The 26669-nt window shown below is 64.4% G+C and carries 25 protein-coding genes; 16 read left to right on the forward strand and 9 right to left on the reverse strand.

The features are described from left to right. Positions 1-14 precede the first annotated feature (14 nt). Together hisI and RMN99_RS10000 are read right to left on the reverse strand one after the other, a co-directional pair. On the reverse strand, positions 15-392 hold the full coding sequence (gene hisI / locus RMN99_RS09995) for a phosphoribosyl-AMP cyclohydrolase (RefSeq protein WP_309623170.1): 378 nt from the start codon (positions 390-392) through the stop codon (positions 15-17). Positions 393-642: 250 nt separating this feature from the next. Then, a complete protein-coding gene (locus RMN99_RS10000) occupies positions 643-1386 on the reverse strand; it encodes a ComF family protein (RefSeq protein ID WP_309623171.1) in 744 nt (247 codons plus the stop codon). 52 nt (positions 1387-1438) lie between these two features. On the opposite strand from RMN99_RS10000, the gene RMN99_RS10005 reads away from it, so the two are divergent. After that, positions 1439-2179, forward strand: a complete 741-nt coding sequence (locus RMN99_RS10005; protein WP_309623172.1) for a methyltransferase — start codon at positions 1439-1441, stop codon at positions 2177-2179. On the opposite strand, the gene ppdK is transcribed toward RMN99_RS10005, so the two are convergent. From ppdK to RMN99_RS10025, 4 genes are all read right to left on the reverse strand, one after another. Next, entirely contained in the window at positions 2176-4839 is a 2664-nt protein-coding gene (gene ppdK / locus RMN99_RS10010; RefSeq protein ID WP_309623173.1) for a pyruvate, phosphate dikinase, read from the reverse strand. The genes RMN99_RS10005 and ppdK overlap by 4 nt on opposite strands. A gap of 152 nt (positions 4840-4991) precedes the next feature. Then, positions 4992-7451, reverse strand: a complete 2460-nt coding sequence (glyS, locus tag RMN99_RS10015) for a glycine--tRNA ligase subunit beta (RefSeq protein ID WP_309623174.1) — start codon at positions 7449-7451, stop codon at positions 4992-4994. After that, positions 7444-7587, reverse strand: coding sequence for a hypothetical protein (locus RMN99_RS10020; protein WP_309623175.1), 144 nt, complete (start codon positions 7585-7587; stop codon positions 7444-7446). The genes glyS and RMN99_RS10020 overlap by 8 nt, the downstream gene beginning before the upstream one ends. Positions 7588-7643: 56 nt before the next feature. Further along, positions 7644-8546 (reverse strand): glycine--tRNA ligase subunit alpha, encoded by a 903-nt coding sequence (locus RMN99_RS10025; protein ID WP_309623176.1) that lies wholly within the window; start codon positions 8544-8546, stop codon positions 7644-7646. A 90-nt stretch (positions 8547-8636) separates the two neighbouring features. Here RMN99_RS10025 and RMN99_RS10030 point away from each other — a divergent pair, with 90 nt between their 5' ends. From RMN99_RS10030 to RMN99_RS10055, 6 genes are all read left to right on the forward strand, one after another. Continuing rightward, positions 8637-9539, forward strand: coding sequence for a TraB/GumN family protein (locus RMN99_RS10030; RefSeq protein WP_309623177.1), 903 nt, complete (start codon positions 8637-8639; stop codon positions 9537-9539). Further along, positions 9529-10407 carry a TraB/GumN family protein gene (locus RMN99_RS10035; RefSeq protein WP_309623178.1) on the forward strand — a complete coding sequence of 293 codons (879 nt, stop codon included), beginning with the start codon at positions 9529-9531 and terminating at the stop codon, positions 10405-10407. The genes RMN99_RS10030 and RMN99_RS10035 overlap by 11 nt, the downstream gene beginning before the upstream one ends. Before the next feature lie 112 nt (positions 10408-10519). Next, a complete protein-coding gene (locus RMN99_RS10040) occupies positions 10520-11137 on the forward strand; it encodes a 50S ribosomal protein L25/general stress protein Ctc (RefSeq protein WP_309623179.1) in 618 nt (205 codons plus the stop codon). A 78-nt stretch (positions 11138-11215) separates the two neighbouring features. Further along, complete coding sequence (locus tag RMN99_RS10045) at positions 11216-11665, forward strand: hypothetical protein (protein ID WP_309623180.1); 450 nt, start codon at positions 11216-11218, stop codon at positions 11663-11665. 118 nt (positions 11666-11783) lie between these two features. Further along, complete coding sequence (gene pth, locus RMN99_RS10050) at positions 11784-12362, forward strand: aminoacyl-tRNA hydrolase (protein ID WP_309623181.1); 579 nt, start codon at positions 11784-11786, stop codon at positions 12360-12362. 166 nt (positions 12363-12528) lie between these two features. Further along, positions 12529-13245 carry a cistern family PEP-CTERM protein gene (locus RMN99_RS10055; RefSeq protein WP_309623182.1) on the forward strand — a complete coding sequence of 239 codons (717 nt, stop codon included), beginning with the start codon at positions 12529-12531 and terminating at the stop codon, positions 13243-13245. A gap of 12 nt (positions 13246-13257) precedes the next feature. On the opposite strand, the gene RMN99_RS10060 is transcribed toward RMN99_RS10055, so the two are convergent. Then, complete coding sequence (locus RMN99_RS10060; RefSeq protein WP_309623183.1) at positions 13258-14784, reverse strand: tetratricopeptide repeat protein; 1527 nt, start codon at positions 14782-14784, stop codon at positions 13258-13260. A gap of 91 nt (positions 14785-14875) precedes the next feature. Between RMN99_RS10060 and RMN99_RS10065 the strand changes: the two genes are divergently transcribed. From RMN99_RS10065 to RMN99_RS10080, 4 genes are all read left to right on the forward strand, one after another. Further along, a complete protein-coding gene (locus RMN99_RS10065; protein ID WP_309623184.1) occupies positions 14876-15373 on the forward strand; it encodes a topology modulation protein in 498 nt (165 codons plus the stop codon). Between the two features lie 61 nt (positions 15374-15434). Then, entirely contained in the window at positions 15435-16535 is a 1101-nt protein-coding gene (ychF, locus tag RMN99_RS10070; RefSeq protein WP_309623185.1) for a redox-regulated ATPase YchF, read from the forward strand. Between the two features lie 68 nt (positions 16536-16603). Next, the gene (locus tag RMN99_RS10075) at positions 16604-17974 is read left to right on the forward strand and encodes a hypothetical protein (protein ID WP_309623186.1); all 1371 of its coding nucleotides are present in this window, start codon (positions 16604-16606) and stop codon (positions 17972-17974) included. A gap of 16 nt (positions 17975-17990) precedes the next feature. After that, on the forward strand, positions 17991-18437 hold the full coding sequence (locus RMN99_RS10080) for a MaoC family dehydratase (protein WP_309623318.1): 447 nt from the start codon (positions 17991-17993) through the stop codon (positions 18435-18437). On the opposite strand, the gene RMN99_RS10085 is transcribed toward RMN99_RS10080, so the two are convergent. Continuing rightward, entirely contained in the window at positions 18431-18925 is a 495-nt protein-coding gene (locus RMN99_RS10085) for a hypothetical protein (RefSeq protein WP_309623187.1), read from the reverse strand. The two genes, RMN99_RS10080 and RMN99_RS10085, sit on opposite strands and share 7 nt — an antisense overlap. After that, positions 18925-20712: a DNA mismatch repair endonuclease MutL gene (mutL, locus tag RMN99_RS10090; protein WP_309623188.1), complete on the reverse strand. Its 1788-nt coding sequence runs from the start codon at positions 20710-20712 to the stop codon at positions 18925-18927. Before mutL ends, RMN99_RS10085 begins: the two co-directional genes overlap by 1 nt. A 188-nt stretch (positions 20713-20900) precedes the next feature. Between mutL and RMN99_RS10095 the strand changes: the two genes are divergently transcribed. From RMN99_RS10095 to rodA, 5 genes are read left to right on the forward strand one after another with little or no spacing between them, the layout of a single operon-like run. Then, complete coding sequence (locus RMN99_RS10095; RefSeq protein ID WP_309623189.1) at positions 20901-21950, forward strand: rod shape-determining protein; 1050 nt, start codon at positions 20901-20903, stop codon at positions 21948-21950. 47 nt (positions 21951-21997) lie between these two features. Then, complete coding sequence (mreC, locus tag RMN99_RS10100) at positions 21998-22882, forward strand: rod shape-determining protein MreC (RefSeq protein WP_309623190.1); 885 nt, start codon at positions 21998-22000, stop codon at positions 22880-22882. Beyond that, positions 22882-23433: a rod shape-determining protein MreD gene (locus RMN99_RS10105; RefSeq protein ID WP_309623191.1), complete on the forward strand. Its 552-nt coding sequence runs from the start codon at positions 22882-22884 to the stop codon at positions 23431-23433. Before mreC ends, RMN99_RS10105 begins: the two co-directional genes overlap by 1 nt. 10 nt (positions 23434-23443) lie before the next feature. Beyond that, on the forward strand, positions 23444-25543 hold the full coding sequence (gene mrdA / locus RMN99_RS10110; protein WP_309623192.1) for a penicillin-binding protein 2: 2100 nt from the start codon (positions 23444-23446) through the stop codon (positions 25541-25543). After that, entirely contained in the window at positions 25540-26655 is a 1116-nt protein-coding gene (gene rodA, locus RMN99_RS10115) for a rod shape-determining protein RodA (protein ID WP_309623193.1), read from the forward strand. Before mrdA ends, rodA begins: the two co-directional genes overlap by 4 nt. Positions 26656-26669: the final 14 nt, after the last annotated feature.

Below are 26669 nucleotides of genomic sequence, written 5' to 3' on the forward strand. Positions count from 1 at the left end.
CCTTTACGTAAACGTCAACTGGATGCCCGCGTCAGCCTGCCGTCTGCCAGCACCCGGTAAAAACAGCTGCGCGCGCCGGTGTGGCAAGCCGGTCCGGCCGGCTCCACAACCAGGACCAGCGCGTCCTGATCGCAATCGACCCGGATCTCGCGAACATTCAGCACGTGGCCCGAACTTTCGCCTTTCATCCACAGCCTGCCGCGCGAGCGCGAGTGGAAATGCGCCAGTCCGGTCTCCAGCGTCCTCGCCAGCGCCTCGGCGTCCATCCAGGCCACCATCAGCACTTCGCGGCTCTGTGCATCGGTGCAAACCGCGCAGATCAGCCCCTGTGCGTCGAACTTCGGGATGAACTCCGAACCCTGTTCGATCGCCTGTTTGTCGATTCCGTCCATGCCTTTCCTTGTTGCAAGATAACCACATGTGTCGACCAAAAACTGTCTTGCGAACGCTTCGCACTTCCCTTGCTGGTCCCTTTCGGTGATTTTAGACGCGCAGATGGCAGAGGCTCAGGTTCAGGGACCGCCAACCGCATGAGGGATCGGACGAGATGGCCCAAAGGGGGAGCCATCGAATTGCGCAAGCAACGTCTGGAGAGTTTCGTCACGAGGGCGCCCGGAGCTTTGGTTCCGGGCGTTTTCGTTTTCAGACGTGCTCCAGCGCCTCGTCGAGCACCCGGGCAAAGCAGGCAATCATCACGCGTTCGGCCCCGGCCCGCTTCAGCACCGCCAGGCAGGCATCGGTGGTAGCCCCGCTGGTCAACACGTCATCAACCAGCAACACCTTGGCGCCCTTGATTCGCGCTTCCCAGCCTTTGCCGATCACGAAAGCTCCCGACAACGCCCGGGCCCGCGCGATCCGCCCCAGCCCGCCCAGCATTGGCGTGCGTTTGCGGCGGACCAGCACATCGACCCCCACCTGCACGCCGCGCAGCGCCGCCAGCTCGTTCGCCAGCAGCACCGATTGGTTGAACCCGCGGCTCCATAGCCGCCAGCGGTGGAGCGGAACCGGCACTGCGATCCAGTCCGGCCCGACCATGTCCGGCAGCTGCGCCGCCATCAGCCGCGCCAGCATCGGCGCGAGCGCGATCCGGCCGCCGTGCTTCAACGCCAGCACCAGCTTGCGCGAGGCATCGTTGTACAGCGTGGCCGCAGCGATCCCGGCATGGCGCGGCGGACTGGCCAGGCACGGCGGGCAGATCGTTCCCTCGACCAGCGTTGCCCCCAGCGGACGGCGGCAACTGGCGCAGGCCGGATCGCCGGGGATGGCCAGTTCGCTCCAACACTGCGCGCACAGCCCGGTTTGCGCCGCCAGCCCGTCACCGCACAGCGGACAGCGGGGCGGGAAGATCACGTCGACGACCGGCACAAGAAGCGGATGGAGCTGCATTCCGGCTTGGTATCGCTTGCGCAAGGCCTGCGCGCAAGGCAGGGCGTGCAGCGTGAGCCAGCCCGCCCCGCCCGTGATCTTTGCCCCCGCGCGCCGCCTCGCGCAGCGCGGCCGTGCGCTGCACTTGCAGCTGCGGCCAGGGGCGGCCACCTACCTGATCGACGACATGGTTGCGGACGTGGCCGAGCGGCTCGCGTTCCTGCGCCATGTCCCGCGCCGGGTTCTGGCGATCGGCGATCTGGGCGCGCTGGGTCTGGCACTCTACGGGCCCGAAACCGAAGTGACCGGTCTTGACCCGGCCGCTGGTTTCGATCTCGAAGCGCCCTACCCTTTGCGCGGTTTCGACACCGTGGTCAGCCTTGGTGTGCTCGATACCGCCAACGACCTGCCCGGCGCGCTGATCCACTTGCGGGGTGCCCTGGCCCCCGGTGGTCTCGCGATCGCGAGCTTCATCGCCGCCGGATCGCTCCCGGCCTTGCGCGAAGCGATGCTGGTGGCCGACGGTGACCGGCCCGCCCCGCGGCTGCACCCGGCGGTCGATGTCCGCGCCGGAGGGCAGCTGCTGCAGCGCGCGGGCTGGGCCGATCCGGTGGTCGACAGCCGCACGCTTGCCGTGCGCTTCTCCAGCCTTGACCGCCTGGTGGCGGACCTGCGGGCGCAGGGGCTCAGCAATTGCCTCGCCAACCCCGGCCCGCCGCTCTCCCGCCAACAGCGCGCGATGGCCCGCGAGCGCTTCGGCTCCGGCACGACCGAGACCTTCGAGATCCTGACCCTGACCGGCTGGAAGCGTTAGGCCAGCGCCGCTTGCGCCGCCGCCAGCCGCGCGATCGGCACGCGGTATGGACTGGCGCTGACATAGTCCAATCCGACCTTCTCGCAGAACGCAATGCTCGCCGGATCCCCGCCGTGTTCCCCGCAGATGCCAAGCTTGATATCGGGCCGGGTCGCCCGGCCGCGCTCTACCGCCATTTCAACCAGTTGCCCCACGCCCTCGATATCGAGGCTGACGAACGGATCGCGCGGGAAGATGCCCTGCTCGACGTACGGACCCAGGAACCGCGCTGCATCGTCCCTCGAAACGCCCAGAGTTGTCTGAGTCAAATCATTGGTGCCAAACGAGAAGAATTCGCCCACTTCGGCAATCTCACCGGCCATCAAGGCGGCGCGCGGCAGTTCGATCATGGTGCCGACGTGATAGGCCACGCGCGCGCCTTTCTCGGAGAACACCGCCTCTGCGGTGCGGTCGATCAAGGCTTTGAGGATCGCCAGTTCCTTGCGCGTCGCCACCAGCGGCACCATCACTTCGGGCACCGGTGCCTCGCCGCCCTGCGCGGCGACATCGCAGGCCGCCTCGAACAGCGCCCTGGCCTGCATCTCATAGATTTCGGGGAAGGTGATCCCCAGGCGGCAGCCACGATGCCCCAGCATCGGGTTAAACTCGTGCAGTTCAGCGGCGCGGCGCTTCAGCGTATCGACCCCGATCCCGATGGTTTCGGAAAGTTCGGCGAATTCGGCATCGGCGTGCGGCAGGAATTCGTGCAGCGGCGGATCGAGCAGGCGCACGGTTACCGGCAGGCCGGCCATCACCTCAAAAATCGCATGGAAATCGGCGCGCTGTTCGGGCAGCAGCTTGGCCAGCGCGGCGCGGCGGTTGCCATCATCCTCGGCCAGGATCATCTGCCGCACCGAGGCAATCCGGGCGGCATCGAAGAACATGTGCTCGGTGCGGCACAGCCCGACCCCTTCGGCGCCAAACTGCCGCGCGGTGCGGCAATCGGCGGGGGTTTCGGCGTTGGTGCGCACTTTCATCCGGCGGTGCTGATCGGCCCAGCCCATCAGCACCCCGAAATCGCCGACCAGTTCGGGCTCGATCGTCGGCACGTGGCCGGCCATGATTTCGCCGGTGGTGCCATCGAGCGTGATCAGATCGCCTTCCTTGAGTGCGCGATTGCCGATCCGCAGCGTCCGGCTGGCCATGTCGATCGAGACGCTGGACGCGCCCGAAACGCAGGGCCGCCCCATCCCGCGCGCCACCACCGCGGCGTGTGACGTCATGCCGCCGCGTGCGGTCAGGATGCCCTTGGCAGCGTGCATGCCGTGGATATCCTCGGGGCTGGTTTCAAGCCGCACCAGCACCACCGCATCGCCCCGCCCGGCCAGCTTTTCGGCGGTATCGGCATCGAGCACGATCGCACCCGAAGCCGCGCCGGGGCTGGCCGGCAGCCCCTTGCCCAGCACATCGCGCACCGCCGTGGGATCAAGCGTGGGGTGAAGCAATTGATCGAGCTCCATCGGATCGACCCGCAAGATCGCCGCGCGTTGATCGATCAGCCCTTCGTGGGTCATGTCGACCGCCATCTTCAGCGCGGCCTTGGCGGTGCGTTTGCCGCTGCGGGTCTGCAGCATCCACAAGTGCCCGCGCTCGACGGTGAATTCGATGTCCTGCATGTCGCGGTAATGCGCCTCGAGCAGTTCGAACACCGCTGCCAGTTCGGCATAGGCTTTGGGCATGGCTTCTTCCATGCTCAGCGGCTTGGCTCCGGCCCGTTCGCGGCTGGCCTTGGTCAGGTACTGCGGTGTGCGGATGCCTGCGACAACGTCCTCGCCCTGGGCATTGACCAGCCATTCGCCGTAATAGGCTTTCTCGCCAGTCGCCGGATCGCGGGTGAAGGCAACGCCGGTGGCGCTGGTATCGCCCATGTTGCCAAACACCATCGCCTGGACGTTGACCGCGGTGCCCCAATCGCCCGGGATGTCATTCAAGCGACGATAGACCTTGGCCCGGTCTGAATCCCAGCTGTCGAACACTGCCCGGATCGCGCCCCACAGCTGTTCGTGGACGTCCTGCGGGAACGGGCGGCCCAGTTCGCTTTCGACGATGGCGTTGTATTGCGCGACGAGTTTTTGCCAATCCTCAGCTTGCATCTCAACATCGGCGTAGTAGCCACTGTCTTCCTTGGCGATTTCAAGCACGTCTTCGAACAGGTGATGGTCCAGCCCCAGCACCACATCGGAATACATCTGGATGAAGCGGCGATACGAATCCCACGCAAACCGGGCATCGCCCGAGGTCTGTGCCAGCCCCGCAACCGTGGCATCGTTGAGCCCCAGGTTGAGCACGGTATCCATCATCCCCGGCATCGATACCCGCGCGCCTGAACGGACCGAGACCAGCAGCGGATCGCTGGCATCGCCGAATGTCTTGCCGACTACCGTCTCGATGTGGCCCAGTGCGTTGGCCACTTCGGCCTTGAGCGCGTCCGAAAACTCCCCGCCCTCGGCCAGATAGCGCACGCATTCTTCGGTGGTGATGGTGAAGCCCGGCGGCACCGGCAGCCCGATCCCGGCCATTTCCGCCAGGTTCGCACCTTTGCCGCCGACGATCGTCTTGTCGCGGCTGCGGGGGTCGGCGTTGCGGGCGGTGCCGCCGAAGGGGTAGACTTGGCTGTTCATCTAACTCACCGCTTTCCTGAACCTGCAGGTTGACACAGTTGACACCGCGTCCGCTTCTTCCAACAGACCCCTGCCCCGCAGAATTCCGCTGTTTTCGCCCGATCTGCGCCGGGCGTGCAAACCGCGAAACGAAAAAACCTGCGCCCGCGCGCTTACCCCTCGATCCGCGAAAAGTCCGCCACGCCGTGCACCGCATCGCGGAAGCTGGCAAGCAGCGCGAGGCGGGATTGGCGTTTCTGATCATCGGCATCATTGACGGTCACCTGGTCGAAGAACGCATCGATGGGGCCGCGCAGCGTAGCCAGTGCCGCCATCGCCCCGGCAAAATCCTCTGCTGCGACGGCGGCGGCGGATTTCGGCCCGGCAGCGGCAAGCGCATCGATCAGCGCCTTTTCGGCAGGTTCGGGGGTGTAGGAAAGCGCTAAATCCCCCTCCCGCTTGCGGGAGGGGTTAGGGGTGGGTGAGTCAGCGGCAGGTGCGGCGTTGGTACCAAGTGGCCCACCCCCTGCCCCTCCCGCAAGCGGGAGGGGGGAAGCAAAGCCCTCCTTCTTGAGGATATTCGCCGCGCGCTTGTATCCGGCGAGCAGATTGGTGCCGTCATCGGAACCGATGAACGCCTGCAGCGCATGGACCCGCGCCAGCAGGCGGACCAGATCGTCCTCCCCGCCAAGCGCGAAGACAGCGTCGATCAGGTCGTGGCGGACCCCCGCTTCGCGTTGCTGGACTTTTAGGCGATCGACAAAGAAATTGAAGAGACTCGTGCTGCCAATTTCGATCGATTCGCTTGGATAAAGAGACTTGCCTTCCCTAAGCGAGGGTAAGACTTTCTCGAGAAAAATTACTTCTAATTCTTTGTTTTTATTAAATATATCTTCGTATTTGTACGTGTCCTCAATTCCAAACGGATAGTTTGGCCAGAATTTCTCCATCACATTCGCCAGAACTGAATCAGTCGCGCAAGCGCGATTCATGTGTTGGGTGGTGAGTAACAAGCACGTTTGAGCAACTATGTATTTTAGGGGCGGTGAAGCGTTTGAAGATTGGAGTATTCTCAACGTACCCAGCGCCGCCCTTCGCAAAGCGAAAGGATCCTTTGATCCAGAAGGCGCGAGATCGACGATAAAGAAACATGCCAGCGTATCCAGCTTATCCGCCAAAGAGACCGCCACCGACACCGGCGCGATGGGCACGTCATCGCCCTGCCCGACCGGCTTGTAGTGATCGCGGATCGCGTCGGCGACGGCATCGGGCAGGCCTTCGGCGCGGGCGTAGTAGCCGCCCATCAGGCCTTGCAGTTCTGGGAATTCGCCGACCATTTCGGTGACCAGATCGGCCTTGCACAGGCGTGCGGCCAGTTCGGCCTGGTCGGCGAGGTTCGCTTGATCCTCCTCGAGCTTGCTCGGGGAGGTGGCAGCGCGCAGCGCTGACGGAGGGGCCCCTCCACCACCCTGCGGGCGGTCCCCCTCCCCATCGCAAGTCGATGGGGAGGATTTTACGATCCCCTCCTCAAACAGCCACCGGGCCAGCTTGGCGACGCGTTCGGCCTTATCCGCAACCGTCCCAAGCTTCTCATGGAAGGTGATCCGCGCCAGCCCCTCAGCGTGCTGCGCCAAGGTCTTCTTGCGGTCCTGCTCCCAGAAGAAGCGCGCATCGCTCAGCCGTGCGGCGAGCACCTTGCGGTTGCCATCGACAATCGCCGCGCCGCCATCGCTGGCGGCAATGTTGGCGGTGCAGACGAAGGCGTTGGCGAGTTTGCCTGCGCTGTCGTTGCAGACGAAATACTTCTGGTTGGTCCGCGCGGTCAGCTGGATCACTTCGGGGGGGACATCGAGGAACCCCGCGTCGAACCGGCCGAGCAGCGGAACCGGCCATTCGGTGAGGCCGGCGTTTTCGATCACCAGCCCTTCGTCTTCAACCAGCACCAGCCCGGCGGCCTGCGCGGCTTTGGCAGCACCGGCGCGGATCAGATCCTGACGCTCGGCATGATCGACGATCACGTGCGCGGCGCGCAACTTGGCGGCGTAGTCATCCGCGCCGTCGATGCTGATCTCGCCGTCAGAATGGAACCGGTGGCCACGGGTCAGCCGTCCGGCCGAAACTCCGCCCACTTCGCAAGGCACGACCGCGCCATCAAACAGCGCGACAATGGCCGAAAGCGGACGGACCCAGCGCAATGACTCGCTGCTGAGCGAGGCCGCGCCCCAGCGCTGGCTCTTGGGCCAGGGGAAGGCGCGAACGATCGCCGGAATTGCTTCGGCCAGCACTTCGGCGGTGGCGCTGCCCGGCTTTTGCGTGACGGCGTAAAGCACCCCATCCCGCTCGGTCAGCTGGTCTTCGCTGAGGCCGGTCTTGCGCAGGAACCCTTCGAGCGCTTGCGGCGGCGCACCAACGCGCGGGCCCTTCAGTTCCTCGCTGACCGCAGCAGTGGCCGTGGGTAGGCTGCGCGCGATCAGCGTCAGGCGGCGCGGAGTGGACCACACGGTGATTTCGCCCAAGGCAACCCCGGCCGCGTCCATTTCCTTGCGGAACAGCTTTTCGAGGGTCTCGCGCGCGCCGGCCTGCATCCGCGCGGGGATTTCTTCGCTGCGCAGTTCGAGGAGGAAGTCAGACATTGGCCCACTCACCCTTCAACCCAAGTTCGTCACCCTGAACTTGTTTCAGGGTCCATTTGGCAACGCAGGCCGAAGTGTTGTTGGGCAGCAAAACGCTATCGTCCTCGGTTTCCTTGGGCCACCGGGCAAGCGGCACGATGGACCCTGAAACAAGTTCAGGGTGACGGTTTCTGGTTGGGTGGGCGGCACCCATCACAGCACCCACTCCGGAAACTTGTCCGCCCATTCAGCCTCGTTCTTGGCGATCCAGGCCTGCGCCGATCCTTTGGCGAGGTCCCTCACCCGGCCCATGTAGCTGGCGCGTTCCTGGACCGAGATCACGCCGCGCGCCTGCAGCAGGTTGAACAGGTGGCTGGCCTCGATCGCCTGGTCATAGGCGGCCAGCGGCACTCCGGCTTCAATGCAGGCCTGGCATTCGCGCTCGGCGTTTTTGAAGCCTTCGAACAGCTGGTCGGTGTTGGCGACCTCGAAGTTGTATTTGGAGAATTCCTGCTCGTTCTTCAGGAACACCTCGCCATAGCTGACCCCGGCGGCGTTGAACGCCAGGTCATAGACGCTGTCGACGCCTTGAATGTACATCGCGAGGCGTTCGAGGCCGTACGTCAGCTCGCCCGCGACCGGTTTGCAATCGAAGCCGCCCATCTGCTGGAAATAGGTGAACTGGCTGATTTCCATCCCGTCGCACCACACTTCCCAGCCCAGCCCCCAGGCCCCCAGCGTCGGACTTTCCCAGTCATCCTCGACAAAGCGGATATCGTGGCTGAGCGGATCGACGCCGATTTCGAACAGGCTTTGCAGATAGAGCTCCTGCAGGTTGTCCGGGCTCGGCTTCATGATCACCTGATACTGGTAGTAGTGCTGCAGCCGGTTGGGGTTTTCGCCGTAACGCCCGTCAGTCGGGCGGCGGCTTGGCTGGACATAGGCGGCGTTCCACGGCTGCGGCCCAAGGCTGCGCAGGGTGGTCGCCGGGTGAAAGGTTCCCGCCCCCACGCGCATGTCGTACGGCTGCAGGATCAGGCAGCCCTGCTTGCTCCAGAAGGCGTGGAGCGTAAGGATCATGTCCTGGAAGGAAAGGGGCAAAGGACTGGCGCTCATGTCTCGGGGCTTTGGCGGATGGGCCGGGTGCGGTCAATATCCGCATTCGTTCATCGACTGACAGGATTTGCCCGTTTAGAAGCTGAAGGCATGAGCAAATTCAACCATCTGTTCGCCCCCTTGTTAGCGATTACCGCGTTGCTCGGCCCGGCTGTTTCGCCGGCGCCAGCCCAGCAGGCGGCGTCCGCCCCGCTTGAAGCCAGGCCCGCACTGTGGAAACTGGCCGATCATGACACCACGATCTATCTGTTCGGCACGGTCCATATCCTGCCCAAAGGCGTCAACTGGTTCAACGGGCCGGTCGAATATGCCTTCAACCATTCGGACCTGCTGGTTACCGAATTGCCCGATATCACGCCGGTCGATTTCATGAAGGGCATGGCCAAGTATGGCGTGCTGCCGGCCGGCCAATCACTGCGCGCGAAGCTGGGCGAGGAACGCCGCGGCCGCTATGAGGCGGCGCTGGCCGGGCTGGGCCAGCGCCCCGAAATGTTCGATCGCAACCGGCCGTGGGTGCCCGCCACGCTGATCCCGTTGCTGACGATCCAGAAGGTCGGCTATGATCCCGCGTTCGGCGTGGAAACGGTGCTTGATGGCAAAGCCAAGGCCCGCAAGATCGTCCGCGCAGGGCTGGAAACGATCGATTTCCAGTTCGGTCTGCTGGGCGGCCAAAGCGAAGAACAGCAGATCGAATACCTCGACACGGTGATCAAGGGCGTGCCCGAAATGCAGGAAACCATCGCCCAGATGGTCACGCTGTGGTCGGCGGGCGACGAAGCCGGACTGGCCGCGATGCTCAACGCCGAGCAGGAGCCGGAATTCGCCGAAATGATGCTCTATGCGCGCAATCGTGCCTGGGCCAGATGGATCGAAAACCGGATGGCACAGCCGGGTACGGTGTTCATTGCGGTCGGCGCAGGGCATCTTGGCGGAACCAAATCGGTGGGCGATCTGCTGACCAAGGGCGGGTTCCGGCTGACGCGTGTTCAATAGTGCGGGCCGCCTGCTGCTGGGGCTGATCGCCGCGCTGACGCTGGCAGGATGCGCCGCGCCGCAAGACGCCCGCCCGGCACTGTGGCTGGTCGAAGGTCCGGGCGGCGCCAAGGCGTGGCTGTTCGGCACGATCCACGGGCTGCGCGATCCGGTCAACTGGCGTTCGGACACGGTTGAAGCGGCGCTGGCGCAGTCTGACCGGCTGATTCTGGAAGTGGCCGACATCGAAAATCAGGCCGCCACCGCGCAGGCCTTTGCCGAGCTGGCGCAAGGCGGGCCGCATCCGCCGCTGCTGCAGCGGGTGCCGCCTGGCGATGCCGATGATCTTGCCGCCGAACTGGCGCAGGACCGGATCGCGCCCGGCAGCCTTGATCGCTATGATACCTGGGCGGCCGCGCTGATGATCGCGCAGGCCCAGGCCAGCCTTGACCGGCAGGACAGCGCCAACGGGATCGACCGCGCACTGGCCGCATCCTATCGCGGCCCGATCGGCGAGCTGGAGGGTGCCAGGGCGCAACTGGCGATATTCGATGCCCTACCCGAAGCCCAGCAGCGCGCGCTGCTGGGTGCGGTGATTGACGAGGATGCAGCTGCGCGCAGCACCCAGGCCCGCGCGCTCGAACAGGCCTGGGCAAAAGGTGACGTGGCAGCGATCGCCCGGGTCAGCGATGCGGAGACCTTTGGCGATCCGGTGCTGCGCGATGCTCTGCTGGTGGGCCGCAACCGCGCCTGGACGATCAGGCTGATCGCCTTGCTGGGCGCGCGGGCCCGGCCGTTCATTGCGGTGGGCGCGGCGCATATGGCGGGGCCCGATGGTCTGCCCGCGATGCTGGCGGCGCAGGGCTACACCGTCACCCGGCTTCAGTAGCCTTGCATTTGCCGCGCTTTGCCGTTAGGGGCGCGCGCTTCCCCGTTATGGTCATCCCTGGAGGCGTGGCGGTGAAGCTGTACAATTTTTCCGTTTTTGAAAGGCACATGCAATGAGCGAAACGCTGCAACTGCCGGCCGAGACGCGCGACCGGGCTGGCAAGGGAGCCTCCCGGGCACTGCGTCGCGAAGGCCGCGTCCCCGCCGTCGTCTATGGCGGCAATGAAGAGCCCCTCGCGGTCCACGTCGAGGAAAAGCTGCTGCGCAAGCAGCTTGGCACCGGCCACTTCTTCAACTCTGTGGTTGACGTTGTTGTCGGCGGCAAGACCGTGCGGACCCTGCCCAAGGACGTTGCCTTCCACCCCGTCAGCGATCGCCCGCTGCATGTCGATTTCCTGCGCGTGTCGAAGGATTCCAAGATCCACGTCAACGTGCCGGTGGTCTTCGCCAACGAAGAAGCCTCGCCCGGCCTCAAGCGTGGCGGCGTGCTCAACATCGTGCGTCACGAACTTGATCTGGTCTGCGCTTCGGACAACATCCCCGAAGAGATCGCGATCGACGTAACCGGTTTCGATGTCGGCGATTCGATCCACATCAGCCACGTCAAGCTGCCCAGCGGCGTCGAAAGCGCGATCACCGACCGCGATTTCACCATCGCTACGATCATTGCCCCTTCGGGCATGCGCAGCGAAGTTGGAGACAACGCCAAGACTGAGGGCGAAGGCGAGTAAGCCGTTCGCTTAAGCCAGAGTTAAGCCGGGCTGCCTCAAAGCGGCCCGGCTTTTTCGTATCCAAGGGGCGCTTTTTCCATGAACACTTTCCGCCGTATTTCGCTGACGCTGGGCGCTGCCACGCTGCTGGTCCCCTCGCTGGCGTTCGCACAGGCCAAGGCACCCGCCCCGGCTCCGGCTCCCGCCCCAGCCCCAGCTGCAGCTTCGGCCCCAGTCGATGATTTCGGCTGCGTGCTGCAGTTGATGTGGTTCGTTTCGGAAGGCCGCAAGATGATCGCCGATACCAAAGTGACGGCTGACAAGCGCGCTGAAATGGGCGGCATGCTGGTCGATTTCGGCCTCGCGCTGGGCTATTTCGAAGGCCGCATTGCGGGTCTTTCTTCGGGCGATTTCAAGGCCCGTTCGGAAGCCGCATTTGGCCGCATGAAAGCGATGAACGACGATCAGCTGTCCGAAAGCACACTGGCCTGCATCGCCGCCCACAAAACCGGCGAAACCCGCATGATGGACCGCATGCTGGGCAAGTAAGCCCAGCCATCCTGGTTGACCGGGCGGGCGGTTATGCGCCAAGGCCTTGCGCCATGGCAAACCGGCCGCCGCAGGTTTTCGATCCCTGCTCTGGCGGCCCAGATGGGCAGGCGGCGACATGCAATTGTGGGTAGGCCTGGGCAATCCTGGCGCACAGTATGCGCTGCACCGCCATAATGTCGGCTTCATGGCGATCGATACTATCGCCGAGGTCCATGGCTTTTCGCCTGCGCAGAAGAAGTTCCAGGGCTGGCTGCAGGAAGGCCGGATCGGCGGCGTCAAGGTGCTGCTGCTCAAGCCCGCGACGTACATGAACGAAAGCGGCCGCGCGGTGGGCGAGGCGCTGCGCTTTTACAAGCTCGATACCGAGGCGCTTACGGTGTTCCACGACGAGCTCGATCTCGCCCCCTTCAAGGTCAAGGTCAAGCAGGGCGGCGGCACCGCCGGGCACAATGGGCTGCGCTCGATCGACCAGCACCTTGGCGCTGATTTCCGCCGGGTGCGGATCGGCATCGGCCATCCCGGCCACAAGGACCGCGTCACCGGCTATGTGCTGGGCAACTATGCCAAGGCCGAGATGGACCCGCTGGCCGATATGCTGGGCGCGGTCGCGGCTGAGGCGGACCGGCTGGCCGACGGCGATGATCCGCGTTTCATGAACGACATCGCCCTGCGGCTTGGCGCGGCGGACCAATAGCGCGGGGCCTGGAGCGCCGCTTTCGTCGGGATTCTTTACAAATCACGTGATGGGCAAGACCCGTTAACCATTGAAACACGCACAAATACGGGGTTGGCACGCAGATTGCGTAGCTGAAGGGTTAATCACGTCCGCGATGGACCTGGTTGGGGGTATGGAAATGCGTATGAACCGGAAAATCTTTGCTGCCGCAATCCTGGCATCGGTAGCCTTCTCCGCCTCGCCGGCCCTGGCTGATGCGATCACGTTTGACTCCACCGACATCGGGGTGGACTATACCTTGAACTATGATGGTTTTTCGGACGCAACGACGATCGCCGGGTTGACCTCGACGACCACGTTCTCGCTCGCCAGCATCACCGGCAACACCTACACCTTCAATTATTCGGTCGCGAACACCAGCACCGCTCCGATCACCGGTTCGCGGGTGTCGGGTTTCGCTTTCAATGTCGATCCGAACATCACCGGCGCCACCAGCACCGGCGCGTTCGCCTACACCACGCTCAATTCGACCTATCCCAACGGGATTGGCGCGGTTGACGTGTGCTTCAAGGATGCCAGCACCGGCGCCTGCGCGGGCGGCGGCAGCGGCGGCCTTACCCAGGGCACGAGCGGCACCGGCACCTTCACGCTGAGCTTCGCACAGCCGGTCAGCTCGATCACGCTGAGCGACTTCTTCACGCGGTATCAGTCGATCACCGGCGCGGGTAACGTCACTTCGGCTTCGGGCTCAGGCACGCTGACCGGCACCACCACGACCACCGGTGGCACCCAGGTGCCCGAACCGGGCATGCTGGGCCTGCTTGGCACCGTGCTGATAGGCGGCGCGGCCTTGCATCGCCGCCGTCAGCGCCGCGCGACTATGCGCCTCGCTGCCGCTTAAAAAGCAACCAGACTAATCCGGTGTGCGCTCGGCTTCGGCCAGGTGCGCCCGGATTGTCATGTTTTTGGGTGCGAGCTGGGCGGCCTTGCGCAGCAACTGCCGCGCCCGTTCGGGATTGCTGCCCGATTTGAACTGCGCCCACCCGGCGGTATCCAGTACTGAAGGGTTGGCCGGTGCCAGTTTCAGCGCGCGGTCAGCGAATTCCAGCGCCTTGGCCGTGTTGCCCAGCATCAGCTGCGCATAGGCCACATTGTTCAGCACCATTACATTGCGCCCATCGGTCACCGCCAGAACGCGGTCATAGGCTGCAACTGCGCCGGCCCAATTGCCCGCGCGCATCGCGGCATCGGCATCGGCCATATCGCGGGTCAGGCTTTGCGGCTGGGGCGCATTGGCCCGCGCCTGATATCCTGCGGCCGCAGGGCTGCCCGCCGCTTTGGCAATCCTGGCCATCAGCACCAGCTCTGCGCGGCGCGCCAGCGGGCTGTCGGCAAAGGGCTTCAAAAGCGCCATCGCCGCTTGCGGATCGCCGCTGACCAGCAAGGCTTCGGCCAGCACCAGCGCCACTTCGCGGTTGGCAGGCAGCGCCTGCGCCAGCGGACGCAGCTGCGCGATCGCCTGTTCGGCAAGGTTGAGCCGCAGCAGCGCTTCGCCGTACATCAGCCGCACCGGCGATATCGGCGCCAGTGTGGTTTCAAGCGGCTGCACCAGATCGCGTACCCTGGTCCAGTCTTTGGCCGATGCCGCCAGCTTGACCTGGAGGAAGATTACTCCGAGGTCCTTCGGTGCAGCCTGCGCAGCCTTTGCGACGAGTGGCTTCATCTCATCGGTGCGGCCCAGATCGCCAAGCACCGCCGCCTTGCCGACCAGCGCCGCGATCGAAGCGGGGTAAAGCCGCTGCGCCTGGTCGTAAAAGCCCAGCGCGCTGTTCAGATCGCCGCGCCGCACCGCGATCTCGCCGCTGACCAGCAGCGTGTCGATCCCGCCTGGGGCCAGCCTTGCCGCTTTGGCCGCCATATCGGTGGCGCCGGGCAGATCGCCCGCCATCAGCCGGAAGCGGGCGTAATCGGCATAGAGCCGCGCATTGCCGCCGCGCGCCAGTCCTTTTTCAAAGTGCTGTGCGGCGAGCGGCAGATCGCCCTTTTGAATGGCAGCCATCGCCCGCAACCGGTCTGCTTCGGCCGTTTCAATGCCGGTCAGGAATGCCGTTGAGACATCAGACGCACCGCGCAGCAACGCCGCTTCGGCCGAAAGCTCGGCCAGTTGGTCCGTCGGCTTGGCCGTGCCGACCAGCTGCTGCAGCGCTGCGGCGGCGCCTTCACCATCCCCCAGCGCGATCAGCGTCTGCGCCTTCAGCAGCAACATGGCACGGTTGCCCGGCTCTTCATTCAGCGCGTTGGCGAGATGGATCCGCGCCGCGGCATAGTTGTTCGCGGCATATTCCTTCTGCGCCTTGGCAAAGGATTCGGCCGGGCTGTCGGCGCAAGCAGCCAGTGCAAGCAGCATGGCGGCAACGGGTATGGTGATGGTGTTCTTCATGCGTCGATCCTAACCCAGGGGTCTAAAATTAAGGTGAATCGGTGGTGCAGGTTGTTTTGATCGCCACTGGATTGCGCTAGGACGCACGGCGATGGAACGCGTGCTTGTTATCGGCTCGCCCGGCGCGGGCAAAAGCACACTGGCGCGCGAAATCGCTGCGCAAACCAGGCTGCCGCTCCATCATCTTGACCGGATGCACTGGCTGCCCGGCTGGACCGAGCGGGACCGCGACGAAGGCCGCGCTGAGCTGGCCAGTATCTTGGCGCAGGACCGCTGGATCATCGATGGCAATTACGGTTCAATCCTGGCGATGCGGCTGGCGCGGGCCGATACGGTGGTCTGGCTGGATTATCCCACCCATCTTTGCCTCTGGCGCGTGTTGAAACGCTGGTGGCACTATCGCGGCACCAACCGGCCCGACATGACCGAGGGCTGCCCCGAGCGGCTGGATCCTGAATTCCTGCTTTATGTGCTGACCTTCCGGCAGGCGTGGCAAGGCCGCAACGCTGTCTTGCTGGAGCAGTTCACGGGCACCGTGATCCGTTTGCGCACCCCCGATGCCGCCCGGTGCTGGCGCGAAAACCTATAGGCCCTCGCCAAATGCCCCCGCCCCCGCTATGGGCGCGCCTCACCCCCAGGCGGAGTAGAACATGGGTTTTCGTTGCGGTATCGTGGGCCTGCCGAATGTCGGCAAGAGCACCCTGTTCAATGCGCTGACCGAAACGCAGGCGGCGCAGGCGGCGAACTATCCGTTTTGCACGATCGAGCCCAATGTCGGCCAGGTCGGTGTGCCCGATCCGCGGCTTGACCAGCTGGCGGCGATTGCCGGCAGCGCCAAGATCATCCCGACCCAGCTCGGCTTTGTCGATATCGCCGGGCTGGTGCGCGGGGCCTCCAAGGGCGAAGGGCTGGGCAACCAGTTCCTCGGCAACATCCGCGAGGTCGATGCAATCGTCCACGTGCTGCGCTGCTTTGAAAACGACGATATCCAGCATGTCGACGAGCGGATCGACCCTGTGTCCGACGCCGATACGGTCGAAACCGAACTGATGCTGTCAGACCTCGAAAGCCTTGAAAAGCGGGTCCCTGCCGCACAGAAAAAGGCAACGCAGGGCGACAAGGATGCCAAGCTGCTCGCCTCCGTGCTGGCCCCGGCGCTCGATCTGCTGCGCGCAGGCAAGCCCGCACGCCTGGCCCGGCCGAGCGACGAGGAAGAGCTGCGGGTGTTCAATTCCGCGCAGCTGCTGACCGCCAAGCCGGTGCTCTATGTCTGCAATGTCGAGGAAGAAAGCGCCGCCAACGGCAATGCCTTTTCCGAAGCCGTGTTCGCGAAGGCCAAGGCCGAAGGTGCCAATGCGGTGATCGTCTCGGCCGCGATCGAAAGCGAACTGACCGGAATGAGCGACGAGGACCGCATGGTTTTCCTTGAGGAAATGGGCCTGCACGAAACCGGTCTCGCCCGCGTGATCCGCTCAGGCTACGATTTGCTCCACCTGATCACCTTCTTCACCGTCGGCCCCAAGGAAGCGCGCGCCTGGACGGTCCACACCGGCGACAAGGCCCCCGATGCCGCAGGCGAAATCCACTCAGACATGCAACGCGGCTTCATCCGCGCCGAAACAATCGCCTTTGACGATTTCGTCGCACTGGGCGGTGAGAACGGCGCGAAAGATGCCGGCAAGCTGCGCCAGGAAGGCAAGGAATACGTGGTGCAAGACGGTGACGTGCTGCACTTCAAATTCAACGTCTGATCGAAATAGTCCGCGAAAGGCTGTCCTTCAGACTTGAAGCTGTGCACGCCGCAGCCTAGCTGACAGGAATGAAACACAGTGTTCTTATAGCCAGCGCGACGGGACTTTCGCTGACGCTTGTCAGCCCCGTTCTGGCCCAAAGCCATGCCGGCCACGATATGAGTTCGATGCCGGGAATGGAGATGCCGCCCGCGCCGACACCGCCGCCTGCACCTGCTCCAGCGCCAGAAGACGAAGAACCCGCGGACCAGACCGGGTACGGCCACCGCATCGATCGGCCGCAGGACATGCCGCTCGCGATCGACCGCATTGAAGACCAGTTCCAGCCCGGCTCCGGCACCTCGCGCCTCCCCGGCCGCGAAGGGATGATGCACGGCGTTCATCTGATGAGCGGCGACTGGATGTTTATGGTCCACGGCCAGGCATCGTTGCAATATACCGATCACAAGGGACCGCGCGGCGATGACATGACTTATGTCACCTCGATGGCGATGGCCACGGCCGAACGTCAGACTGACTGGGGCGGGATCAGGTTTTCAGCCATGACCAGCCTTGAACCGGCGATGGATGCGCGCGGCTATCCCAACCTGTTTGCCACCGGCGAGACCGCCGGCGGCGTGCCGCTGGTCGATCGCCAGCATCCACACGATCTGTTCATGGAACTTTCGGCGCGGGTCGATGTCAATCTGGGCCGCGGCAGGCTGTTCCTTTATGGCGGTCCGGTCGGCGAACCGGCGCTGGGGCCTTCGGCGTTCATGCATCGCGGTTCGGCCAGCAATAACCCAGAACCGCCGATCACGCACCACTGGTTTGATTCGACCCACATCACCTACGGCGTCGTGACGCTGGGTTATTCCGCGCCAAAATGGCAAATCGAGGCCAGCGCCTTTCGCGGGCGCGAGCCGGATGAAGCGCGCTGGAACATCGAGACCCCCAAGCTGGACAGCTGGGCGGTACGCGCCACGTTCAACCCCTCACCCAGCTGGTCGCTGCAGGCCAGTTACGGCGAGCTCAAGGAACCCGAACCTCTCCACCCCGGCGAGGACGAGCAACGCGTCACCACTTCGGTCCACTATGCGAATGGCAAGGGATTGAGCGCGATGGGGGCTTTTTCGCGCAAAGGTCATGATGGCGATAATCACAACGCCTGGCTGGGCGAAGCGAACTGGGACATCGATCCGCGCAACAGCCTGTTTGGCCGGGCCGAAAACGTCGATAACGGCGAACTGTTCCCCGATCCGCTCGATCCCTTGCATGACCAGCATTTCAGCGTCACCAAGTTTCAGGCGGGCTATGCGCGGCACGTACCGCTGGGCTTGTTCGATCTGTCGCTGGGCGGTTCGGCCAACCTCTATGCCAAGCCTGATGCGCTCGATGCCGCCTATGGCGACAACCCGTGGGGCTACACGGTGTTTGTCAGGCTCAAACTGGGCAATTGAGACGATGAGCGACGGTCTGGTCTATTTCGAGGATCTGGAAATTGGCCAGACCGCTGCCTTTGGCCGCTATGAGGTGACCCGCGAAGAGGTGCTTGCGTTCGCCGCCGCCTATGATCCGCAGCCCTTCCACTTGTCCGATGAAGCCGCCGCGCAGACCCATTTCAGGCGGATTTCGGCCAGCGGCTGGCACACTTGCGCGATGACGATGCGGATGCTGGTGGACAATATAACCGAGCTGCGCCAGGCCGGGCTTGGCTCGCCGGGGCTGGATGAATTGCGCTGGCTGAAGCCGGTCTATCCAGGTGACGTGCTGCGGGTGGAAAGCGCGCTGCTGTCCAAGCGGCAAAGCCAGTCACGCCCCGAAATGGGCAGTTTCCAATCGTCGGTCAAAGTCTACAATCAGGACAATGTGACGGTGATGACGATGCAATCGATCGGCCTGATCCGCGTACGCGGTTACTGAGACGCGCAGCGCAAATCGCCGGCCAGACCGAAGACAACGCGGTCCCATTGATCATGGACCGATATCATCGCCGGCATGGCCAGCCGGGTCTGGTTGGTTGCCTCCGCCGCGGCACCGGCAGGATCGATCCGCATCGTCAAGGCGCGCCCGGTATAGTGGCTGTACGTGCCCAGCGGCCCTACCTGGCTGCCGCTGTCCGACACCAGCCGGATCAGTTCGCCGTCCAGCTTGATCCAGCCATAGCTGGGCCGCGCCATCGCGATTGCCCGTGTTTCCGAATAGAACGCGCAGCTCGCCCCGGTATCATCCATCCGTGCGAAGTCAGCCGGGGTGAACTGTTCAAGCGCAAGCGCCTTGATCGGGGGCAGACGGTTCTGCGCGGCGTTGACGGCGGCAATCGCCGCTGCATCCTCACGCGCCTTGTCCTCGGGGCTGGGCCCACAGGCGGCGGCCGAAAGCAGGGTCAGGACAAGAACGGCTCGGCGCATCACTTTCTCCCGAACAGCTTCTCGATGTCGCTGTGCGCCAGCTTAACCCACGTAGGGCGCCCATGGTTGCATTGGCCCGATCGCGGGGTCACTTCCATCTCGCGCAGCAGCGCGTTCATTTCGGCTACCGACAGCACCCGCCCGGCGCGCACCGATCCGTGGCAGGCCATGGTGGCGAGCACATGGTCGATCCGTTCGGCCAGCAGCAGCGCCGCGCCGTTGTGCGCCAGATCATCAGCAATATCGCGCAGCAGCGCTTGCGGGTTGCCTTTTGACAAGGCGGCAGGAACCGCCCGGACCAGCATTGCAGTAGGGCCAAAGCGCTCGGTTATCAGGCCGAATTGGGCGAGCGTTTCGGCGGCCTCTTCAAGCCGGTCGGCGTCCGGCTCGTCCAGTTCAACCACCTCGGGGATCAACAGTGCCTGGCTGCCCGCCATGGCATCCTGCGCCCCCGCCGCCTTGAGCCGTTCGAGCACAAGGCGCTCGTGCGCGGCATGCTGATCGACGATCACCAGCCCGTCTTCCGCTTCTGCCACGATGTAGGTTTGCGCCACCTGACCGCGCGCCACCCCAAGTGGGTGAGCCGCTTCAGGACTTTCCACCGCCTCCTCAGCGCGCGCGGCAAGAGGCGCCATGCCGCCAGCATCGTAACCGCGCCACGCTGGCGCAGCCTCACGCACACCGGCAGAGCCGTATTCGCGCGCGAACAGCGATGCCAAGGCTGGTGCCGCTTCGCGCGTGATCGGTTCAGCCTGCCAATTGCCCATTGCCGGGGCAGCGGGAGCCTGCGCGCTGCGCCGACCCTCGGCATCAAGCGCATGGCGCAGCCCCGAAACGATGAAGCCGCGCACGAAGGCCGGATCGCGGAAGCGCACCTCGGTTTTGGCGGGATGGACGTTGACGTCCACCTCCTCGGGCGGGATGTCGAGGAACAGCGCCAGCACCGCATGGCGATCGCGCGCCAGCATATCGGCATAGGCACCGCGCACCGCGCCCACCAGCAGCCGGTCCTTCACCGGGCGGCCATTGACGAACAGGTACTGGTGATCGGCCACCCCGCGGTTGAACGTGGGCAACCCGGCGACGCCGGTCAGCCGCGCCGCGCCGCGCTCAAGATCGATCACCACGCCATCATCGGCCAGCTCGCGCGCGACGATCTGCGCCACGCGCGCGGCCAGGTTGTCACTGCCTTGCAGCGTCAGGATCCGGCGGCCATCGTGTTCGAGCGTGAAGGCGACCGCGGCCCGCGCCATGGCGAGGCGCCGCACCACATCAAGACAGGCGGCATACTCGCTGCGGGCCGAGCGCAGGAACTTGCGCCGGACCGGGACTTTGCCAAACAGGTCTGTCACCCGGATTCGCGTGCCAGGCGGCAAGGCGGCCGGGCCTTCATCGACCAACGCGCCATGATCGATCACCCGGTGCCAGCCCTCGGCGCTGCCGCGCACCCGGCTTTCGATCGAAAGCCGCGCGACGCTGGCAATCGATGGCAAAGCCTCGCCGCGAAAGCCCAGGGTGGAAACCCGTTCGATCGCATCATCGGGCAGCTTTGAGGTGGCGTGCCGTTCCAGCGCCAGCGCGATCTCGCCCGGTGCCATCCCGCAGCCATCGTCGGTCACTTCAAGCAACGCCAGCCCGCCCTCGCCCAGCTTGACCGCAACACTGCTGGCGCCTGCATCCAGCGCGTTCTCGATCAGCTCTTTCAGGGCCGAAGCCGGACGTTCAACCACTTCCCCCGCAGCAATGCGGTTGACAAGGTTTTCGGGCAGGCGGCGGATCTCTGGCATTGCCGGGCTATGTTAGCGATGAAACGCTGGAAATTCGAGACAGACTGCGTCTCCATCCCCGCCTTCCACCACAATTTTTTGGCCTTTCATCGGACCCCCTGCTAATGGGGCCGCTTCCATGCCACCATGCAGGCCTGTGCTTATCGCGATTCTTGCGGTAAGTACCACAAAGACATACGGGAATTTCAATGGCTTCGTTCCTTTCACGATTTTTCAAATTCGGTTCTCAGAACCTGGCGATCGACCTCGGTACGGCGAACACGCTGGTCTATGTCCAGGACCGAGGAATCGTGCTGAATGAGCCGTCGGTTGTTGCTATCGAGACGATCAACGGGATCAAAAAGGTCAAGGCCGTTGGCGATGATGCCAAGATGATGATGGGCAAGACGCCTGACAGCATCGAAGCGATCCGCCCGCTGCGCGACGGCGTGATTGCCGACATCGAAGTGGCCGAAGAAATGATCAAGCATTTCATCCGCAAAGTGAACGGCAAGCGCACCAGCATGTTCAACCCGCCCGAAATCGTGATCTGCGTGCCTTCGGGCTCGACCTCGGTTGAACGCCGCGCGATCCGCGATGCGGCCAGCAACGCCGGGGCCAGCGCGGTCTATCTGATCCTTGAACCGATGGCGGCGGCGATCGGTGCCGGCATGCCGGTAACCGAGCCGGTTGGCTCGATGGTGGTCGATATCGGCGGCGGCACCACCGAAGTCGCGGTGCTTTCGCTGCGCGGGCTGGCCTATACCACCTCGGTCCGGGTCGGCGGGGACAAGATGGACGAAGCGATTGTTTCCTATGTTCGCCGCCACCACAATTTGCTGATCGGTGAAGCCACCGCGGAACGGATCAAGAAGGACTATGGCATCGCCCAGGTCCCCGCCGATGGCATTGGCGAGACGATCCACATCAAGGGCCGCGACCTTGTGAACGGCGTGCCCAAGGAAATCACCATCACCCAGGCGAACATCGCCGAAGCGCTGAGCGAGCCGATCGGTGCGATCATCGAAGGCGTGCGTATCGCGCTGGAAAACACCGCACCCGAACTGGCTGCTGACATCGTCGATCAGGGCATCGTGCTGACCGGCGGTGGCGCGCTGATCCGGGGGCTCGACGAATTTCTGCGCGAAGAAACCGGACTGCCGGTGTCGGTTGCGGAAGATCCGTTGTCCTGCGTCGCGCTTGGCACCGGCCGGGCGATGGAAGAGCCGATGTTCCGCGGCGTGCTGATGACGGCCTGAGCGACCACCCGATGGCGCGCTCTGCACCAAACAAGGACTGAACCCCGATGGCGGCGCCCAACGTTCGCCGCCCGGGCTTTTCGCGTCGGGCGCAGTACAGCACCTTTGCCAACTATGTTATTGCCTTCATCGGCGTGGGGATCGGCCTGGTGCTGCTCGCCATTTCAAGCGGGCATGAAGAACGCTTTGCCGGGCTGCGCACCATCGCCAGCGATGCCGGCGCGCCGGCTGCCACGGTTGCCGCCAGCGCGCGCACCGGCGGGGTTTCGCTGTGGGACGTGCTGACCGGCTATTTCACGCTCGGCTCACGCGTCGCCAGCATGGAACATGATCTCGCCAAGGCCCGCGTCGCGCTGGCCGAACAGGCCGCGCTGAAGGAAGAGAACACCCGTCTCAAAGCAACGCTTGGGCTGTTCGAGGGGGAAATCAAGCCGGTTGCGATAACCCGGCTGATTGGCTCCACTTCGTCCTCGTCGCGCCGCTACGCCACCATCGGTGCCGGTTCAGCCAAAGGCGTGCGGCCGGGCATGGCGGTGCGATCGCCGCTGGGGCTGGTTGGCCGGGTGACCGAAGTCGGCGCGATTTCGGCCCGGGTGCTGCTGATTACCAACACCGACAGCACGATCCCCGTGCGCCGCGCCAGCGATGGGATTCAGGCCTATGCCACTGGCCGCGGCGATGGCACGATCCAGATCCGCCTCAGCACCACCGGCCTCAATCCGCTGCGGCGCGGTGATGCCATCGTCACATCGGGTTCGGGCGGGATCTACCGCCCCGGCGAAGCGGTGGCGGTGGTCGTCTCGCTCACCCCCGATGGCGCGATTGCCCGGCCGCTCAGCGATCCGGGCCAAACCGACTTTGTGACGGTTGAACCGCTGTATCAGGAAGTGTTGCAGTCCGAAGCCGATAAGGCCGCTGAGGAAGGCCGCTGATGGCCCCGCCGCTGCCGCCTGGCCTGCGCACCTTTGGCAAGCAGCGGATCAACCGCGCGCCCTCGCCGGCCCTGGCGATCGCGCTGCCCTGGCTGGTGGTGATGCTTGGCTCGCTCAGCCCGATATGGCCGCTGATTGCGTCGGCCCCGATCCTGCCGCCGATCGGTTTCCTGTTTCTTGTCGCCTGGCAGCAGATGCGCCCCGGACTGTTCCCGGTCTGGGCCGGGTTGCCGCTGGGGATGTTCGACGATCTCTACAGCGGCCAGCCAATCGGCAGCGCAGTGACCTTGTGGTCGATCACCATGCTGGTGCTCGATTTCATCGAATTGCGCTTTCCGTGGCGCGGGATCGCGCTGACCTGGTTCGTCGCCAGCGCCGTAATCGGATTGTACCTGCTTCTGGCCCATTTCATTGTCGGGCTGGGCACCGGCGGGATGGCACCGGGGATTCTCCTGCCGCAGTTCGGCCTGTCAATTCTGGCCTATCCGATCATTGCACGGCTGGTCGGCCTGGCCGACCGGCTGCGCCTGATCCCGATCCGCGCGGTCTAGGCGGCCGGCGATGCTTGGTGAACCAAAGCATGTCAGTTCGGGCACGCTGGCGAACAGTTTCGATCGCCGCTCGTTCATCGTCAGCGGGTTGCAGACCGGGGTCGGCGTGCTGCTGGCGGCGCGGATGGTCTGGATCGGGGTGGTCCAGAACGACAAGTATGCAACGCTGGCCGAAAGCAACCGCGTCAACCTGACGCTGTTGCCGCCGCGGCGCGGCGCGATCCTTGATCGGAACAACGCGCAGCTCGCCTCGAACCGGGTCGAATTCCGCATCGATATCATTCCCGAACGGATCACCGATACCGATGCCACGATTGCCGAGTTGACCAGCCTGCTGCGCTTCGATGCGGTGCAAACCCAGGACCTGCGCGACCGTCTGGACAAGGCGCACGGCTATCAGCCCATCGAAGTTGTCGCCGGGCTTGAACCACGCGAGTACGACCGCGTGCTGGTGCGCCTGCCCGACATGCCCGGCGTGGTCGCCAAGCAGGGCTATACCCGGTCCTATCCGACCGGCCCTTCGGTTGCCCACCTGATCGGCTATGTCGGGCCGCCCACCGCCAGAGACTATGAAAAGGAAAAGAACCCGCTGCTGCTGACGCCGGGCTTCAAGCTGGGCAAGGACGGGCTGGAGAAATTCTATGAACCGCTGCTGCGCGGCGAACCGGGGGCCCAGCGGGTCGAGGTGACGGCATCGGGCAAGTTCGTGCGCGATCTGGAACACCGCGACGACGTGCCCGGCAAAGCCATCCGCCTGACCATCGATGGACCACTGCAGGACTATGCCTCCCGCCGCATCGGGCTTGAATCGGCTGCCGTGGTGGTGATCGATTGCCATACCGGGGGCTTGCTCGCCTGCTGTTCGATGCCTGCGTTTGATCCCAATGCCTTTGCCGGCGGGATCGGCCGCCTGCAATGGAAGATGCTCAACGAGGACGACCATATTCCGCTCCTCAACAAGGCGATGCGCGGGCTCTATCCGCCGGGTTCGACGATGAAGCCGATGGCCAGCCTGGCCTTGCAACAGCACGGCGTCGATCCCGATGAACGGATCAATTGTCCGGGCGGTTACCGGCTCGGCAACCGGTTTTTCCGCTGCGATGCGGTGCACGGTTCGGTCGACATGCGCCGCGCGATCGAGGTGAGCTGCAACACCTATTTCTGGGCGATGGCGCACCGCGTCGGCTATGATGCAATCGCGCCGGTGGCCAAGCTGCTCGGGCTGGGTCAGGAATTCGATCTGCCCGGCACCGCGCAGCGCTATGGCACGGTGCCCGATGCGGCGTGGAAAATGCGCCGCTACAAACAGCAATGGAGCGCGGCGGATTCGCTCAACGCCTCGATCGGCCAGGGCTATGTCTCGGTCTCGCCGCTGCAGCTAGCGGTGATGACCGCGCGGATCGCCAGCGGCAAGAACCTGCAGCCATCGCTGATCTACGGACACGAAAAGCCGCCTGGCCCGCCCCTGCCCTTCACCCCCGAACAGCTCGCCGTAACGCACGACGGGATGTTTCGCGTGGTCAACGGAAATGGCACCGGCGGCGGCAGCAGGATCGACATCGGCGGGATCAAGATGGCCGGCAAGACCGGCACCGCGCAAGTCCGCGCGCTGGTTACCCGCGGACACTTTGGTGACTGGAAAAGCCGCGATCACGCGCTGTTCGTCTGTTACGCCCCCGCCGATGCGCCGCGCTATGCGATGGCCGTGGTGGTTGAACACGGGACTTTCGGTGCGCGGGCTGCTGCACCGATCGCCAAGGACGTGATGACTTTCCTGTTCGATCCCGATGCCGCATTGGCACGGTTGCACGAGCTTGAAAAAGCCTGGGGCGGCACGCCCGTGCAGCGAATGGCGTCAAAGTATCGCTCGTTCGTATCGCAGTATGGCACGTCCGCGCCAAAGGTCGGCGATGAAGAGACGGTCAAGGAGACCATCAAGAAGGCCGACAATCCCGAGCCCCCGCCCGAGGCGCAGAGCGCTCCGGCAACGACCCCGCCCGAAGAACCGCAAGGCGCGCAGGGCCCGGTTTCATCACCCGGCACCGCGCCGGTGGCTGCGTCCAGCGCCGCCGCCGCGCCGCCCGTGCCCGCCACCGGAACCCCGCAATGACCCGGCGCATCATTCCCGAAGCTATCGCGCGTGAACCGTGGTCGCTGCTGCTTCCGCTGCTGGCGCTCAACACCTTTGGCGCAGCGGTGCTTTATTCGGCCGCCGGCAGCAGCCTGCAGCCATGGGCGCTGATGCACGAAGCGCGGTTCTTCGTATTCCTGACCATGGCCTTCATCATTTCGCGGTTCCCGCGCGATTGGTTCAAGCAGGCGGCCTATCCCATCTATGGCGGCGTATTGATCCTGCTGTTTATCGTTGAGGCGACCGGCAAGATTTCGGGCGGCAGCCAGCGCTGGATCAACCTGGGCTTCATGCAGTTGCAGCCGTCCGAATTGATGAAGCCGGCCATGGTGCTGGCGCTGGCCCGGTTCTATGATGCCCTGCCCCCCGGCATGACGCGCAACTGGCGCGCGCTGCTTTCCGCCGGGGCACTGGTCGGGGTGCCCGCCCTGCTGGTCATGGCCCAGCCCGATCTTGGCACGGGCCTGGCGATCTGCGCGGGTGCTGCGGTGGTGCTGTTCCTTGCCGGGCTGCCGACGCTGTGGTTCGTTGCCGCGGGCTCTGCGCTTACCGTGATGGTGCCGGTGGCCTACACCTTCCTGCTCAAGCCCTACCAGCAGGGCCGCGTGACGATCTTCCTCGATCCGGAGAGCGATCCGCTGGGCAAAGGCTATCACATTACCCAGTCCAAGATCGCGATCGGTTCGGGCGGCTTTTGGGGCAAGGGCTTTGGCAACGGCAGCCAGAGCCACCTTGAATACCTGCCCGAAGCCCACACCGATTTCGCCTTTGCCACCATGGCTGAGGAATGGGGCATTCTGGGCGGAATTTTCGTGCTTGCGGTGTTCCTGTGGGTCTACCGCTGGGGCTTCCGCGTTGCCCGCCAGGCCCCCGACCGGTTTTCGTCATTGCTGGCCGGAGGTGCGACGTTCACGATCTTTTTCTATATGGCGATCAACATGTTGATGGTGATGGGTCTGGCCCCGGTGGTGGGCATTCCGCTGCCCTGGATCAGCTATGGCGGCTCGGCCTTGATGACCAACATGATCTGCATCGGTGTGCTGATGGCAGTGCATCGCTGGAACCGCCGCAGCGGATCGCTGTTGTCATAAGAAACCCCTTCCAT

This window comes from Novosphingobium sp. (genome assembly GCF_031417815.1).
GTDB lineage: Bacteria > Pseudomonadota > Alphaproteobacteria > Sphingomonadales > Sphingomonadaceae > Novosphingobium.

Coding starts and splice junctions, on each gene's coding strand:
- hisI (WP_309623170.1), bottom strand. CDS start 392: ATGGACGGAATCGACAAACAGGCGATCGAACAGGGTTCGGAGTTCATC.
- RMN99_RS10000 (WP_309623171.1), bottom strand. CDS start 1,386: ATGCAGCTCCATCCGCTTCTTGTGCCGGTCGTCGACGTGATCTTCCCG.
- ppdK (WP_309623173.1), bottom strand. CDS start 4,839: ATGAACAGCCAAGTCTACCCCTTCGGCGGCACCGCCCGCAACGCCGAC.
- glyS (WP_309623174.1), bottom strand. CDS start 7,451: ATGTCTGACTTCCTCCTCGAACTGCGCAGCGAAGAAATCCCCGCGCGG.
- RMN99_RS10025 (WP_309623176.1), bottom strand. CDS start 8,546: ATGAGCGCCAGTCCTTTGCCCCTTTCCTTCCAGGACATGATCCTTACG.
- RMN99_RS10030 (WP_309623177.1), top strand. CDS start 8,637: ATGAGCAAATTCAACCATCTGTTCGCCCCCTTGTTAGCGATTACCGCG.
- RMN99_RS10040 (WP_309623179.1), top strand. CDS start 10,520: ATGAGCGAAACGCTGCAACTGCCGGCCGAGACGCGCGACCGGGCTGGC.
- RMN99_RS10045 (WP_309623180.1), top strand. CDS start 11,216: ATGAACACTTTCCGCCGTATTTCGCTGACGCTGGGCGCTGCCACGCTG.
- pth (WP_309623181.1), top strand. CDS start 11,784: ATGCAATTGTGGGTAGGCCTGGGCAATCCTGGCGCACAGTATGCGCTG.
- RMN99_RS10055 (WP_309623182.1), top strand. CDS start 12,529: ATGAACCGGAAAATCTTTGCTGCCGCAATCCTGGCATCGGTAGCCTTC.
- RMN99_RS10060 (WP_309623183.1), bottom strand. CDS start 14,784: ATGAAGAACACCATCACCATACCCGTTGCCGCCATGCTGCTTGCACTG.
- RMN99_RS10065 (WP_309623184.1), top strand. CDS start 14,876: ATGGAACGCGTGCTTGTTATCGGCTCGCCCGGCGCGGGCAAAAGCACA.
- ychF (WP_309623185.1), top strand. CDS start 15,435: ATGGGTTTTCGTTGCGGTATCGTGGGCCTGCCGAATGTCGGCAAGAGC.
- RMN99_RS10075 (WP_309623186.1), top strand. CDS start 16,604: ATGAAACACAGTGTTCTTATAGCCAGCGCGACGGGACTTTCGCTGACG.
- RMN99_RS10085 (WP_309623187.1), bottom strand. CDS start 18,925: ATGCGCCGAGCCGTTCTTGTCCTGACCCTGCTTTCGGCCGCCGCCTGT.
- mutL (WP_309623188.1), bottom strand. CDS start 20,712: ATGCCAGAGATCCGCCGCCTGCCCGAAAACCTTGTCAACCGCATTGCT.
- RMN99_RS10095 (WP_309623189.1), top strand. CDS start 20,901: ATGGCTTCGTTCCTTTCACGATTTTTCAAATTCGGTTCTCAGAACCTG.
- mreC (WP_309623190.1), top strand. CDS start 21,998: ATGGCGGCGCCCAACGTTCGCCGCCCGGGCTTTTCGCGTCGGGCGCAG.
- RMN99_RS10105 (WP_309623191.1), top strand. CDS start 22,882: ATGGCCCCGCCGCTGCCGCCTGGCCTGCGCACCTTTGGCAAGCAGCGG.
- mrdA (WP_309623192.1), top strand. CDS start 23,444: ATGCTTGGTGAACCAAAGCATGTCAGTTCGGGCACGCTGGCGAACAGT.
- rodA (WP_309623193.1), top strand. CDS start 25,540: ATGACCCGGCGCATCATTCCCGAAGCTATCGCGCGTGAACCGTGGTCG.